Genomic DNA, 15,599 nt, shown 5'->3' on the forward strand with positions numbered 1-15,599 from the left:
TTCTGAAGTATCAAGGGGTCTTGCACTGACGTTGTTATCCGTCAGTGCAAGACCCCTTTCTATTTGCCCGTCGGCTCAGTTTGGGCTGCTTTGCAGCCGATTTCCGGCTCACTTCACGCCGCCGCGCGCGCCGCATTCATCCGGCCGAACACGAACTGCCCCAGATACCATACCAGCTCGGTATTTGCGAAAATCGCATCTTCGGTGACCGTCGACGGTTCGAGCTTCATCCGACGCAGCATCAGCTTGCCTTCGCGCGACGTCGTCCACGCATGCATCAGTTCCTTGCGCGTCTTCGCATCGGCGGCGTTGAAATGGTCGCGGCCCTTGCGCGAATCCTCGTTCATGCGCGCACGCACTTCTTCTTCGCGCGTCGCGATGCTGTGCGCCACGGTCTTTCTCGTTTCGGTCTTAACCGCCTGTTCCTGCGCTTCGTCGGCGAGCAGTTTGGCCTGTACGTCGACCATCGTGCGCTCGGCGTCGGAGATCTTCCAGTTGTCGCGTAGCGCGCGCATCAGGTAGCCCGCGGGGCTCCTCTTGACCTGGCCGCGCTTGATCCTGAAGCGCGTGTATTCGACGGCCTGCTGGATGCGTTCGTCGGTCCAGAGTTCGCGGTTCTCCGAAATCTCGCTGAACTGCTTGGTCGAGAGCCCGAATTCGTGGGTGAGAATCTTGTACAGATGGCTCGCGTCGGCGAGGCTCGCGAGTACCGCGTCGGCTGTGTCCTTGCGCTTGAGCAGGAAGCGGATGCGGTCGATTTTCTTCGACGTCGTGGTTGCAGTCCGCGTCTCGTAGGATATCTCGACGTCCGACACTTCGTTGATCTCGCGCACCGCCGGCTCGAGCCAATCGCGCTTGAAGTATTTGAAAATGGCGGCATTCGCGCCCATTTTGCCGGGCCAGTTGCGCATTTCCTCGAGCTGGATCCAGTCGGTGCGTCCCGCGGGCACGTTGGGCAAAACTTTGTCGTAGATCGCGCGCGCGAGACTGCGCGTGAACGCGGTGGAAATGCGCAAGCTCAGCCAATGCGATTTCTGCGGATCGCGGATATGCGGCACGAGCCGCGGATGGACGTCGAAACGCATACGTCCGCGATGAAAGCCGACCATGCCGATCAACTGAACCTGCACCCACAGATCGTCTTCGTTGGGCTCGCGGTCCGCGGGCGTATTCGTCACGCGAACTTTCGCGTTCTGCGCTTCGTCGGCGATCGTGCGCAAATGCTTCAGGTTGCGGCTGTCGTAACGCATCAGCCACTTGAAGTAGTTGAGTTCGACGTCGTACTGATCGCGCTGCTCGGGCTCCTGCGCGACGATGAAGTACGCGGCGTCGAGAAAGCGCCGCGCCGGCAGCCCCATATTGACGATTTCGGTGAAGAAATCGTTGCGCTGATAACCGATCTCGCGATTGGACTCGTTGATGCGCAATCCCTGATCGAACATGTCTTCGAACAGCGCGAGCGCCATCTGGCGTGACGTCGCTTTCGACCTGCCCTCTTCCGGATTGTCCGCGGCCATGTTCTTCATCCACTTTTTCGCTCCTGGGACTGTAAGCATGCGGTGGTGAGCTGTCAACACACAGAACCTCACCATTGGACGACCGCGGCGGAGGCCGTTTCGGCGTGCATTCCGCGGATCGGCACACAGAACCTCACCATGTTCACAAAGAACCTCACCTTGCGGGCGAGCTTTCGCGCCGCAAGGCCTTATGCGACGGCCCTTTCAACCCCGTTCCCACCAAACGCACAACCCACCTCACCTTCGCGATTCGACGCAATGGCAGACACATTGAACCGCACCTTGGTGGGGAATCGATCTCACCTTGCTGCACAAAGAACCCCACCTCGGAGCACAGCGAACCTCACCTTCAACACAACACACCTCACCTTTTCGGACTTAAGTGCTTGAATGGATTGAATAGTGTTTGGTTGCGTTGGTTTGTGGGTTTGCTCTCGGTTTTAAAAAAACCTACCAACTCGGCTTCACAATAAATGCGGCGTAGGATTGCGCGATGCAGCATGGTGATGTTGATTGTGCGAGACGTTGAACGGGTCTGCGTAGGGCTGCAGTCAAGGTGAGGTTGGTTGTGCTGCTACAGTGATTGGCAACTCGTGGCGATGAGCTGAACCTCTGGCTGACGGCCTGGCTCCGGCGTATTGCCGCTTCCGTAGGTGAGGTTGATTGTGCATTTGCGTCCTAAATCAGGGGAGCGCTCGGCGGGCGGTGGCGAAAAGCTGATAATGGTGAGGTCGGTTGTGCAGAACATTGCCTGACCGGTCTTTCAGGAAATGAGAAAGTGCACAAATGACCTCACCAAGTGCTTAAGTCTTGAGCAGGAAGTGCCGACTCGGGTACCCAGAATGCGAGAAAGGTGAGGTCATTTGTGCCTTCGAGGACACGGTGTTTCGGGGCTCCTTAAGTTTCCACGGCGGTTCCGCAACCGCAAACGGTCTGGAAATACAGAAATTTGCAGAAAATCCGCATAAAAACAGTAATTTAAAAAGCTATTTTCAAGTATTTCCTGTATTCTGAGGTTTCTGGAATTTTATGGAAAAACCTCAGAATGGTCAGAACGAGCCAACTTCCTGCCGTAGACCGAACCGTTCACTTTGAGCAGATCAGTGAGTTCGCAGAAAAAGTCACCATTTTCACTAATGAGCTGCGTGACACGATTCTGGCACCGCGTCCTCGAAAAACGGCTCCCGTTTTCAAAACTGGCGAGATTGCCGAGATGTGCAACGTCTCACACTCGCAGGTTCAGTATCTCGCGACAAAAGGCGACGGAGAACTGCCTTCGGGCACGGCGGCAGGCACGGGCCGTACCCGGACCTTCACGCTGGAAGAGGCGCGGATCTGGGTACAAAAGATTTCCGACATCTACCAGACTCCACTGGTCACGCGCCTGAAGGAGCCAGACGGGAAGATCATTATCACCGCGCAGCTCAAAGGTGGCTCCGCCAAGACGACGACGACGATGTGCCTCGCCCAAGGGCTGTCGCTGCGGGGACGCAAAGTGTTGGTGCTTGATCTCGACCCGCAGGCGTCGCTTTCGGAACTGTGTGGACTGTATGCGGAAAAAGACGTGACGCCTGAAGATACGGTATTGCCGTACGTCTACGACCAGGACATCGAAGGCGGACTCGAGGGCCGGGTCCAGTCGACGTACTGGGATGGCATCGACGTGATTCCTGCGCACACGGAACTGATTGGAGCAGAGTTCCATCTGCCGGCGATGCAAAAGATGCGGCCGGGTTTTCGCTTCTGGACCGTGCTTCGTCAAGGGCTCGAGCCGCTGCGCAAGAAGTACGACTACATTCTCATGGATACGTCGCCGTCGCTGTCGTACCTCAATCTGAACGCGCTGATGGCCGCGGATGCCATGGTGATGCCGATGGTGCCGGAAAACCTGGACTTCATCAGCTCGCTGTCGTTCTGGCGACTTTTCTCGGACGTGTCCAAGAGCTTTATCAAATTCGAGACGGACAAGAAGTACGACTTCGTGTCGCTGGTGTTGTCGCGGGTCGATTATGGGCGGAACTCGTCGGCGCCGATCGTGCGCGCGTGGGCGCAAAGCGCGTACGAAAACTGGCTGCATTCGATCGAGGTACCGGCGAGCTCGGTGATGAGCACCGGGGCGTTGGCGTTCTCGACCGTCTTCGACATCAGCAGCAATCACAGCGCGGCCAAGTCGCTGCAACGCGTGCGGCAACCTCTCGTCGACTACTGTCGCTGGATCGACGAGATCTATTCGGAAAAATGGAGGAACGCGCAATGAGCAATATGCGAGAACAGTTGCTGGCCAAGACGTCCGGCATTCGCAAAACTTCGTCGATCAACGAGGACGAGGTGAAGCGCAGCAACCGCACGCAAACGGCGCCCGGCCTTGCCGGCGCGCTGGCCGTTGCGCAACTTCGCGTGCAGGAACTGGAATCGACTGGCGTCTCATCGCAACTGGCGGTTGCGGGCATCTTGCCGAACCCTTGGCAGCCGCGTCGCGTGTTCAACGAAGCAAAGTTAGCCGAGCTTGCGGAGTCGATCCGGGAAGTTGGACTGATGCAGCCGATCGTGGTCCGTCGTGTTGCGGACGACTATCAGATCGTCGCCGGCGAACGACGCTGGCGTGCGCACAAGATGTTGGGGCTGGATACGATCAAGGCCGTGGTCGCGGATTGCTCGGACTCGGATATGGCCGTGCTCGCAATGGTCGAAAACATTAGCCGCGACGACCTTGCTGACTATGAAATCGGCGTGGCAATTCGTCGATCGGAAGCAGAGTTCCCGAATCGCAAGCGACTGGCGGAAGCGATGGGATTGTCGCGGGCAGGTCTGTATCAGTTCTTGTCGTTCGACAATCTTCCGGACTTCATCAAGAAAGATCTCGATATTCAACCGCGACTATTGGGGGGGACTGCGGCGCAAGCAATTGCAGCGGCTATCAAAAAGCATGGCGAGGATGGCGTTAAAGCCGCTCGCGAAATTTGGCCTCTGTTGGTGAGAGGCGAAATAGATCAGGGCAAGGTCGCGGCGGCAATCACCGCCCTGGCGACCCGGCAGACGACGTCGGGTGGTACCAGCGGACGCAGCATCGAGAAATTTTTCGCCGGACGAGAGCACGCTGGGAGCATCACCAAGGATGTGAGTAACTTCACGATCAAGATCAAGACCGGGGTGATCACCGAGGCGCAAGAAGTTCAGATACGACAGTTGATCGGACAGATGTTCCAATCGCAGCCGAAGACGAGCTAATCGGTGGCTCGGTTGTAGTCTTAAAAGGCCCGCTTAGTGCGGGCTTTTTTTGACCAATCAAATCAGTCCAAATCGAGGAGTGTCTAGAGTCTAGACATTCACTCAGCAGCCCAACCCTTGCACCATCCGGTGTCTAGACTCTAGACACTCTTGACGACCCACCCCGATGCCGATGAAAGCGTGCCGCGTCCACGCGAACGCACATCCTTCGTGCCTTGCACGACCTGTGGAGCGATTTGCGCAGTGTTGCGTTCGCGAGCGATCTCGCAAGCACCCGTTGCGGGTCAGCCGCTCGCCTTGAGCGAGACCGCCAATGACTGGGGATTTCTGATGCATCCATTAACCTGTGTCCGGCTGCCTCGCTGACGGTCGCATTGCCCGCAGCACATACAAAATCGCACAGCCGACATATTACGGACGGGATGTAGGGCCAGCCTTCTATCCTAAACGTAGACTCCCGGCAGACCATCCACAATCATTCTCAACCCAACGCCGCATCAGCGCGTTGGGTTGAGACGACTCGACTCCGCTGTCGTCGGTCCCAATCTTCCCAATGAGAAAGGCCGCTGCCCTTCGTGCGCGACGTGCATTGAACATGGTTGTCCCTGAACAGCTGTGATCATGATGGCGCTGCCGGCCGCAGCAAACCTCGGCGAAGATCGTCGACGTCTCGCACGGATGCTTCACACTCCCGGTGTACCTCAGGCAATGAACGCGCAGCGTTGAGGCCATCGCTCATCGACCGCAAAGTCAGCAGTCGTTCTGCCGGAAAAGCCGTTCCGTACGATTAGCGATGAAAGCGGCATGAACAAACGCGCAAAGGAAGGCTGTGAATGGGGCTAGCCTCAGCGAACAGACAACATGCGTCAACGTGCGGCGGGAGCCAGTTATTACTGGAACGTCGCGTTAAGCGCTGCTGAAACTTGTATCGCGCGTACTCTGAAACCAAGCAGTCGCCATTCCGAAAACGGTGTTCGCCACGGCGCAAGCTCGTCCTGAAATCAGATCTCGTTGCTGGATCCAGCATCTTGATCGACGACCAGAAAGTCAATCGCGAACGCCTGCCGGCCGCGATAAATTGGCTGTAATCGCGTTGAGCCAACATCCCACCGTCGTCAAGAGAGGACACTCTAAAGATAGTCGATGTCGGTCGTCAGGCCTACCGATCTACCTACCCGCAGGGTAGACATCCAGATAGACGAATTCGAAGGTATGCATCGCGACCGCGCCGATCATTTTTGGGCAAGCACCGGAGTAATGGGTGATTCGACCGCAACGAATGATCTCCGTCCGATCGTATGTCACGCCACCCGGATGGGCCTGCGTCAGTCCACTCGTTCAGCGCGAAATCAACATCGCTGCTCTCAGATCATCCGCAAGAAATCTGTCGGACGATGGTCGGCAGGATAGGTTAGGGCAAGCGCGCAAATCTCGCGGACGTAAAGAGTCTCTCCCGTCCCGCCTTGTGATATCGATTGGCAAGACGATCGCGAATCACATGATCCGCAGTGCGACCGACTGTCAGTCGCCTCGCGTGTGGCCAATTTGAATTTCAACCGATACAGCAGTCGCGCGTCGCCAACCTAACAACATAGGGACCCAACACGTAGTCAACTTTTGCGAACTAAATATCGAAAAACGAGTGACTCTTAGCCGATACGAGCGAGAACCTTCGATTCTTCGACCGATCTAGCCATCCGAGACGGCGTGAAACATAACGAAACGTCTTTAATACCAGATAACCTATTGTTTTAAAAGCATTTTTTCAACAATGCACGCCATTGTTTCACGCCAATCAGACAAATTGGTGCACAATACCCCATCGCTCCCGCCAAACGGCGACAACACGCCACAATGAACACACGCGCCCCGCCAATCCGTAACATTCAATACGTAATTTGTAGCGAAAGAATTTCGAACGGTCTTCCACGCCTGCCTCGGTCACGCTGGCTTGATTCGGAGCGCTGTACCAGTGATTCGAACAGAGCCCTGCAACAGCAACCTCGTCAAGTCCGAGCCGCCGCAAAAGACAGCTGGCCCCTCCGCGATCACTTCGTATCCCCAGCCTCCCCGCAAACCTCCCCGCGCTGATCGATCTGCGCAATATCCTCACGCAAAAGATGCGCCGAATCTCGAGGATCGCCCGCGGCGTCTCCTGCACACCGTGTCCAGCAACAATCACCTTCTCCGACAGCGCGCCCACGAGATGCGCGCTGCGATAAGGGACCACGCCATCGTCGGAATCTTCGAGCGGCCCGTTTTCGCGGCGCCGCGCGATGATCGAATGGAAGCAAACCTCGGCGCTGATCGGCAACTGCGACGTCGCGCGAATCAACGGATCGGTTTCGCGCAGATGTTCGATGCTGTTAGGCACATGGAAGGTCCGTCCCTGCGGTTCGATGTTCGTCGCCGTCTGCATCACTTCCTCGATCTCGTTGAGCAGGGCGAGCGGCAGACGCACTAGGTTGGCTGCCCAGCGCGACAGCCGGTTGCTCGCGAACGGTGTGCCTCGATGGGGGGCCGCGATAAATATGGCGCGCTCGACTTGCGGCATCGGCGTGAAGTTCAGTAGCCGATTCAGCCGCTCGTCCTCGCGATCGATATCGGTGCCCTCGGGCACGTACTTGTCCTCGAACGTTGCCCAAAGCGCGTCGCCGGAAGTCGACACAAGCAGCCGCGCCAGAACGCCGCCCATGCTATGACCAATCAACACCATGCCATGCGACGCCGGCGCCGTACCGTCTGGATCGAAGTGCACGAGCGTCTGTTGCGTGGCGCGGCGGAAGCGCGCGAGGTTGACCAGAATCGGCACGTTGGTCGGGTAGTACACCTGCCACACCTGGAAATGCTGGCGAAGCACTTCATCGCCCTGAATATCGTTGGCGACGTTGACCCATGCCTCGGGGCTGCTCGCGAGGCCGTGCAGCATCAGAATGATCCGTCGATTGGGATCGAACGGTTGCGTCATGTAGATGCGAGGCGTATCGATACCGTGTGCGCTTCCAAACAGCGTGCGCAACGATTGCCCGGCGAAGCCCGAGCGCGCGAGCCAGATGCCGTAGCCCGCGCTGAAGTTGGCCGAAAGTGGCACAGTCTGGCCGTGTCGCTCGACACTGCCTTCGCGATACGGATCATAGACGGACAGCACGACCTCATGCGAGGTAAGCACCTGTTCGAGCGTGCCCTGGCTGAACCAGATCAACGCGGTGACGTTCGGCGACGGCATCTCGCGCAAACAGCGCGACGCCGGCCTTGGCCGTCCCGCGGCTTCTGACTACACGCCGGGGTTGAACGGTGCGCTCGCGCGACCATCGACGCCGGTGGACACACGCGTGTCGGCGCTGGCATCGCCACCCGCATCGCCACCCGCATCGACGTCATCTTCAGGCGGCGGCACGTTCATCACAGCAACGAGTTCCGCCCCCAAACCATCGCGTCGATAAATGCTACGTATCCCTGCGAACGACAGCCGCGACGTCGGGATGACTTCGCGCGGTTCGCGCACGCCTTCGGGTAGCCGGGTTCGGCTCAGGTCGAGATGAATGGACCAGCCTGCGATGTACTGCGTGCCCGGCACGCCGTTGCCGGCATCGGTAGCAAGCGCGCCACGCAGAAACAGCGCGTGGGCAAGCTCCTGCACCGCGTAGTTGTAGTTGTCACGGACCTGGGTCTGGCGATCTTCGAATGCACGTCCGCCAGCAGTGCGTTCACCGAGGAACAGAAACGCATACGCGAAGCGCGCGGCCCTGAGCCACAGATCGAATTGCGCGTCGCTCCAATCGCTGGCGTTGACCGGCGTGTTGGTGATGGCCATCTGCAACGACAGTTCGGCGAGGCTCGACAATCGCCGGTCGGTATTGATTCCGCTGACGGTCGAGATCGTATTGATGCAATCGGGCGGCTCACGTTGGCAGGTGTTCCCATCGAGTGCCGCGATGTGCAGCGTGTCTCGCGTCGCGGCGCTCAGACGGCCGGTCGACAGAATGTCGCCGCGGCGCATCACGATGTCTTGCTCCGGGCCTTGCGAGCTGACGGTCACCATCGCGCAACCGCACAGAAGACCGCTGGTGAGCAGCGCGAGTGCCGCGCACCGCGATGTCCACGATGCGAGCGAGCGCGTCATGATGCGTCGAACCGGTTCGTGCGAGAGGGCCGTCCCTCACAGCGCGCCTTGGCTTCAATGAGAAAATATTCCGATCTAACAAACACGGCTGCTCCATCGGCGAAACAAAAATTCCTTGAAACCTATAGCATTTTTCCCCATGGCATTTCGTGACTAGTACAGCAGAATAGCCATGCTTATATTTCATCAACAGAAGCCGAAGCAACCATAGAACGAGTCGGTATGACCGTAGCAAGTCGCGAATCGATTGACGGCTTGCGCATTGTTCGGCCATGATGCCTGTGACGAACTGAAAGGGGCAATGACGCACGCATGACACGGGCAAACCACTAGTGAACTGCGCGAAGTCATGAACGCCTATGACGGCTTTGATATACCGCTTAAGGTAAGCAATCGATACGATCGCGCTGCGCCGGTGAGGCTCTTGACAGCGAATTGTTTGGGAACTTTAATAATTTTGCAGCAAGGTTCAATCGAAGGGATCTGATTCAACGCTGCAATCCGCCCGCATATTCATTCGTCTTCAGGTTATGCGGAATCGTCGTGCATTCCATACAGGGCGGACTCGTCAATTTCCTCAGTCTTTTTTCGGCGTGGCGAAGCAGTTTGGAAGTTAGACAGGATGCCTGATGAACGGAGCCGGAATGACGACAAATAGGTTGCAGCTGTAGTCTGGACGGCCACAACACCATTGTCGCCGATAGACTGGTTTGAACGACGTTGCCGGTCCGACAGAAGGGATGCCGCTGTTCCTCGAGTCTGACCTGGCCGTGGAAGTCGAAGCGGATGCACCCATCGGTCCACTGTTATGGGCCCCTATGAATTGCTGAGCAACCTGTAGGGTCTCGTATTCGCTGGGCCGTGAACTACGTTGCCGCCGGGCTTACGACATGGGTTGCGCCAGCAGTCAGCCGAGAACGTCATGAATGCAAACCGCTCCGATGCACCGCGGCCTCGCCGATCAGCCGGAATCGCACTGACCAGCGCAGTGTCGTGCGCGTTGACCTGCGCGCTTGTCGTTTCACTGTCAGGCTGCCAGCGGCAGACCGAAACACAGAGTGGCGATACGAGGCCAGCCGTGCAGCTCACCAGGGTCGAACCGGCCGACGCTTCCGCCATTCGCATTTTTACCGGGCGGGTAGAGCAGACCAGCATCTCGCCGCTCGCCTTCGAAGTATCGGGCCGCGTCGTGCAGATCGCGGTGCTCGAAGGCGCGTCGGTGAAACGCGGGCAACTGATCGCGCGGATCGACGAGGAACCCTACAGGCTGCAACTGCAACGCGCGAACGCGCAGTATCAGCAGCTGAGCGACAACCTGAAGCGCCAGGCGGTATTGCGCAAGGACGGGATTCTGTCTCAGGCTGCCTATGAGCAGTTGTCGGCTTCCACCGATGCCGCACGCGCGGCACGCGACATGGCGAGCCGCGACTTACGCAATACCCAGCTCGTCGCGCCATTCGACGGCCGGATCGCTCGCCGCAACATCGAGATCCAGCAGGTCGTGCAGGCTGGGGCGCCCGCGTTCAATCTGGAAAACATCGGCCGTGTCGATGTCGGCGTCGATTTGCCTCAGAGCATTGCCGAACGGCTATTCGTCGACAAGACGCTGAGAGCCGAGGCGTGGCTGCCCGAGCGGCCGCAGAACCGCTTCCCGCTCGTGTTTCGCGAACGGACCACGCAGAGCTCGCCGACTTCGGCGGCCTACCGGCTCGTGTTCTCGATCGAAGGACCGCAAAGCGCGATGCTGTTCCCCGGCATGGCGCTGCGCGTACAGATTTCCGACACGGCGCGTCAGGTCGCGCAAAACGACAACAAAGGGTACTTCGCGATTCCGATCGCCGCGGTGTCGATCGGCGCGGACGGTCAGCGCAGTCTGTGGCGCTACGACGCCGCGTCCGGCCGTGTGCATGCGGTGCCGGTCAGCGTGCGCGAAATTCGCAATGACGATGTGGTCGTCGCGGGGGCGGTTGCGGCGGGCGACCGCGTGGTGGCCGGCGGCTCGCAGTTCATGAAAGAGGGAATGGCCGTCCGTCCAATGGATGCGCCTCAATGAACCTCGCGCGCCCCCTTATCGAAAAGCCGCTGATCGCGTGGGTTCTGACGCTCATCTCGCTGTTGGGCGGCATCTTCGCGTACTACAACATAGGGCGGCTCGAAGACCCGAAGTTCACGATCAAGACTGCGGTCGTCGTGACGCTGTATCCGGGCGCGAGTGCGCACGAGGTCGAGCAGGAAGTGACGGACCGGCTCGAAAGCGCGATCCAGCAGATGCCGCAGGTCGACAAGCTGACCTCGCGTTCGACACCGGGCTACTCTGAAGTCCGCGTCGAGATTCGCGACCAGTACACGTCGGCGCAATTGCCGCAGGTGTGGGACGAGGTGCGCAAGTCGGTATCGGATGCACAGCCCCGGCTTCCGCCGGGCGCGGGACCGTCACTCGTGCTCGACCGTTTCGGCGACGTCTACGGGATGTTCTACGCGCTGACCGGCGAGGGCTACACGCAGGCGCAACTGTATGAGTACGCGCGCGAACTGCGCCGCCAACTGCTGACACTCGGCGACGTGTCCGACATCGTGATCGCCGGTGAGCAGCAGGAGCAGATCTCGGTCGACGTCGACCAGTCGCAACTGATCGCCAACAATCTGTCCACCGACGATCTTGCGCAGACGCTGTTCGTGCAGAACGAGGTTCGGCCCGCGGGCCGCGAACGTGTCGGCGACCTGTCGTTGCGGATTGCGCCGTCCGGCTCGCTCGATTCACTGCAGGCCATTCGTTCGCTGCCTGTCAACAATACGCCCGGCCCGCTGCTGCTCGGCGACATCGCGCGCGTAAGCCACGGCTACGCGACGATTCCGAGCCAGGTCATTCACTATAACGGCCAGCCCGCGGTTACGATCGGTATCAGCGCGCGGCCGCGCGTCAACGTGGTGAGGGTCGGCGAGGAGCTCAAGGCAAGGCTCGCCGAACTCGAGCGTGACCGCCCGATCGGCATCGAGCTGCACTCGCTTTACGATCAGCCGCAGGTCGTCGACGAGAGCGTGCGCGGCTTTATCTTCGACGTGTTCCTGTCCGTGGCGATCGTCGGTGTCGCGCTGGGCATTGCGCTCGGCTGGCGCGCGGGTGTCGTGCTGGGCGTCGAGCTGTTCTTGTCGATCCTCGGCACGCTGCTGGTCATGTACGCGGCAGGCATCGAGCTGCAACGTATCTCACTCGGCGCGCTGATCATCGTGATGGGCATGCTGACCGACAACAGCATCGTGGTGGTCGAGGGGATGCTCGTGAAGGTTCAACGAGGCATGTCGCATCTCCAGGCGGCGACCGAGATTCTCAAACAAAGCCAATGGCTTCTGCTCGCGTCGACCATTGTGGGGATTCTGGCTTTCTCGGGCATCGGCCTGTCGCCGGATGCGGTCGGCGAATTCTGTGCGTCGTTGTTCGCCGTCGCTGCGATTTCGCTGCTATTCAGCTGGGTGATCGCCATCGCCCTGACACCGCTGTTCGGCACGTATCTTTTCAAGCCCGCGGACATCATCGATGACGACCCGTTCAACTCGAAGCTGTACAAGCGTTACGGCGAGCTGTTGTCATGGGTCACCCGACAGCGCGTGTTCGTGGTCATCGGCCTCGTCGCGCTGACCGTGCTGGCCGGGTGGGCGTTCCGTTTCGTCGAGCGGAGCTTCTTCCCCGCGTCCACCACGCCGATCTTCTATGTCGACATGCGTTTGCCGCGCGGCGCCGATATTCGCGCGGTCGTCGAAAAGAGCCGCGAGGTGGAGAAGGTGCTGCTCAAGCATGCGGACGTCACCAACGTGCAGACGTATATTGGCTCGGGCGCGACGCGGTTCTCCCTCGTCTACGATCCGGAAACGCGCAATCCGTCGTACGCGCAGTTCATCGTCGGCGCGAAGGACCAGAGCCTGATCGACGACATGATTCCGGACATCGAAGCGGACCTGAAGAAGCGCTTCCCAGAACAGCATTGGACGGTCACGCGGCCGAAGTTCGGTCCCGGCGGCGGCGCGGCCATTCAGGCACGCTTCTCGGGACCCGATCCGGCCGTGCTGCGCCGCTTGTCTCAAGAAGCACAGAATGTGCTGAAGGCGGACGGCCGCATCATCGCGATTCGCGACGACTGGGAGAACCCGATCAGCATCGTGCGGCCGGAATTCGACGAATCGCGGGCGCGCTCGCTCGGTGTGACGCGCCGTCAGGTTAGCGACACGATGGCTTATGCAAGCGAAGGCCTGCGGGCGGGCATCTATCGCGAAGGCGATCAGCTACTGCCGATCGTGCTGCATTCGCCCGACTACACGCGTGGCGTCGCGGGTCTGCAGGACCTGCAGGTGTTCAGCGCGGGGCTGCGCCGTTACGTGCCGCTCGGCGACGTGGTCAACGGCTTCACGGTCGGTACCGAGGAAGGCCAGATCGCGCGCGAAAACCGGATTCGCACGCTGACGGTTTCGGCCAACCCGATCTATGGGCAGAACAGTGTCGACGCGTTCAACCGCATACGCTCCAGCGTCGAGAACATCAAGCTGCCACCGGGCTATAGCTTCGAATGGGGCGGCGAGCACGAATCGTCGACGCGCGCGCAGCAGAGCCTGTTCCGTCAACTGCCGCTCGGCTTCATCGGCATGGCGCTGCTCGTGCTGATGATGTTCGGACGCCTGAAGCCGGCGCTCGTCGTGCTGCTCGTCGTGCCGATGTCGATCGTCGGCGTCACGCTCGGTCTGCTGCTGTTTCGCGGCGCGTTCGGCTTCATGGCGTTGCTCGGTCTATTGAGTCTGATCGGTATGCTGATCAAGAACGGCGTGGTGCTCGTCGAAGAGATGGATTCGCAGATCGCCGCGGGCGTGCCGCGCATGCAGGCGGTGACCCACGGCGCGATGAACCGTCTGCGGCCGGTGATACTGGGGGGCGGTACGACGGCGCTCGGCATGGCGCCGTTGTTGTGGGATCCTTTCTTCAAGGACATGGCGATCACGATTATGGCGGGCCTCGTTTTTGCCACCGTGCTGACGTTGGTCGCCGTGCCGGCGCTGTATGCGATGCTGTTCTCGATCAGGCAGGCGGAATGGGAGACGGGTCGACACCCGGAAGCAAAATGATCCGCGCGCGCCCTTATCTTCTCGCCATCGCGGCCTTGCTGCTCGAAGCCGGTTGTACGGGATCATTGCAGCTGCAAAAGCCCGCCGCGTTTCCGCCGCAGTATTCGGAGGCGCAGCCGGGCGTGGCGACACCGATGTCCGAGCAGCAGCTCGCAGCATGGTGGACCCAGTACAACGACCCGACGCTGAACAAACTGATCGATCTCGCGCTCGCGCACAACTTCGACATCGCGACCGCTTACGCACGCGTCGATCAGGTGCAGGCCGGCATCCGCCTGGCCCGCTCGCAACTGCTGCCGTCGGTCGGTGCTCGCGTGAGCGCTGCGAAGTACCACGGCGCCGAGACGCAGCTCGAATTCGCGGAATTCCTCGGCATCAACAATACCGATGCGCAGTTCTGGCGTGTCGGCTTGCAGGCGCAATGGGAGATCGACCTGTTCGGTCAGGGACGCGCAAGGCTCTCGGCGGCACGCGAACAGGCACGCGCGGCCGCGGGCGACGCGGAGGCGGTACGCCTGAGCGTGGTGTCGGGTGTCGCGGATCTGTACGTCACCTATCGCGGGCTGCTGCGTCAGCGCGCGATTTTGCTGCAGAGCCGCGCGATCGCGGACGACTTCGTCAACATCGCCGAGAAGAGCTTTGACGCGGGTCTAGTGCTGAGTACGGACATCGAAGCAGCGCGCGCTGGCCGCGCGCAGGTCGATGCGCGTTTGCAGGACGTGGAGAACGGCATCGCGCAGGCACGACTCAATTTGCAGAATCTATGCGGCGTGCAGCCCGCGGAATTCGCGGGGATTCTCGATGAAAGCGACACGCTGATGACCGCGCTGCCGCATATCGAGCCCGGCCAGCCGGTTGACCTGCTGATGCGGCGCCCGGATCTGATCGCGGCGCAGGCACGCGTGAATGCGGCGCTCAGGCAGTCGGATGTCGCGCGGCTCAACTACTGGCCGACCATGTCGTTGAGCGGTTTGCTTGCACGCAATGGTTGGGAGATCGCGGGTCAAAGCCTCGGGGCCAGCACGTTCTGGCTATTCGGCGCGGCGATGGCGCTGCCGCTGATCGACTTTGGCGCGCGCCGCTCGCAGGTGGAGTCGTCGGATGCGCAGGCGCAGCAGGCCATGTTGAACTACGAAAAGACCGCGCTCGGCGCGTTCTATGACGTCGACCGTGCGCTGGCGCGTTTGAACCGGCAGGACGAGTTGTTCAAGGCACGCAATGAAGAAGTCACGCGTCGCACCACGCAGTTGAGCCAGGTGCGACGTCGCTACGAACTCGGCGATACCGGCCGCGTCGATATCGATCAGGTGCGGGTTGCGCTGCTCGAAAGCCAGTCGTCGCAGGCGAGGGAAGAGGTCGGCGAACTGCAGGCACAGTTCGCGCTGTTCAGGGCGTTGGGAGGCGGCTGGTTGGCCAATCCACCAGTGGCCTCGAATACACGAGCGCCGACGGAACCCGCGCCCGCCACCGCGAGCGCACCGGCGCCGGCCGCACAGTGAACGACCAGGAGGAGTGCGGTCCGGGACCCGCAAGGCCGTTGGCTTCAGTCGGGGAGGACTGACAGGAGATGCGCAATGCACGCGTACCTGCTCCGCGTAAGTCCCTTTCTGGAAGAAATCAGC

Annotated in this window: 8 protein-coding genes; 5 read left to right on the forward strand and 3 right to left on the reverse strand. The window is 60.1% G+C overall.

All coding sequences use genetic code 11. From position 1 onward, the window contains the following. Positions 1–113 precede the first annotated feature (113 nt). Positions 114–1,517: a replication initiation protein gene (locus HDG39_RS09660; protein ID WP_184005876.1), complete on the reverse strand. Its 1,404-nt coding sequence runs from the start codon at positions 1,515–1,517 to the stop codon at positions 114–116. Positions 1,518–2,562: 1,045 nt separating this feature from the next. On the opposite strand from HDG39_RS09660, the gene HDG39_RS09665 reads away from it, so the two are divergent. Both HDG39_RS09665 and HDG39_RS09670 read left to right on the forward strand, forming a co-directional pair. Next, entirely contained in the window at positions 2,563–3,774 is a 1,212-nt protein-coding gene (locus HDG39_RS09665; protein WP_026226186.1) for a ParA family protein, read from the forward strand. After that, the gene (locus HDG39_RS09670; RefSeq protein ID WP_184005407.1) at positions 3,771–4,745 is read left to right on the forward strand and encodes a ParB/RepB/Spo0J family partition protein; all 975 of its coding nucleotides are present in this window, start codon (positions 3,771–3,773) and stop codon (positions 4,743–4,745) included. Before HDG39_RS09665 ends, HDG39_RS09670 begins: the two co-directional genes overlap by 4 nt. Positions 4,746–6,540: 1,795 nt before the next feature. On the opposite strand, the gene HDG39_RS34995 is transcribed toward HDG39_RS09670, so the two are convergent. Together HDG39_RS34995 and HDG39_RS35000 are read right to left on the reverse strand one after the other, a co-directional pair. After that, on the reverse strand, positions 6,541–7,893 hold the full coding sequence (locus HDG39_RS34995; RefSeq protein ID WP_311666701.1) for an esterase/lipase family protein: 1,353 nt from the start codon (positions 7,891–7,893) through the stop codon (positions 6,541–6,543). A 126-nt stretch (positions 7,894–8,019) separates the two neighbouring features. Beyond that, entirely contained in the window at positions 8,020–8,868 is an 849-nt protein-coding gene (locus HDG39_RS35000) for a hypothetical protein (protein WP_260327657.1), read from the reverse strand. A gap of 1,078 nt (positions 8,869–9,946) precedes the next feature. On the opposite strand from HDG39_RS35000, the gene HDG39_RS09680 reads away from it, so the two are divergent. From HDG39_RS09680 to HDG39_RS09690, 3 genes are read left to right on the forward strand one after another with little or no spacing between them, the layout of a single operon-like run. Then, on the forward strand, positions 9,947–10,921 hold the full coding sequence (locus tag HDG39_RS09680) for an efflux RND transporter periplasmic adaptor subunit (protein WP_184005409.1): 975 nt from the start codon (positions 9,947–9,949) through the stop codon (positions 10,919–10,921). Next, a complete protein-coding gene (locus HDG39_RS09685) occupies positions 10,918–13,977 on the forward strand; it encodes an efflux RND transporter permease subunit (RefSeq protein ID WP_184005411.1) in 3,060 nt (1,019 codons plus the stop codon). Before HDG39_RS09680 ends, HDG39_RS09685 begins: the two co-directional genes overlap by 4 nt. Next, complete coding sequence (locus HDG39_RS09690; RefSeq protein ID WP_184005413.1) at positions 13,974–15,476, forward strand: efflux transporter outer membrane subunit; 1,503 nt, start codon at positions 13,974–13,976, stop codon at positions 15,474–15,476. The genes HDG39_RS09685 and HDG39_RS09690 overlap by 4 nt, the downstream gene beginning before the upstream one ends. Positions 15,477–15,599: the final 123 nt, after the last annotated feature.

It is taken from the genome of Paraburkholderia lebeckiae (assembly GCF_014201005.1).
Classification (GTDB): Bacteria; Pseudomonadota; Gammaproteobacteria; order Burkholderiales; family Burkholderiaceae; genus Paraburkholderia; species Paraburkholderia tuberum.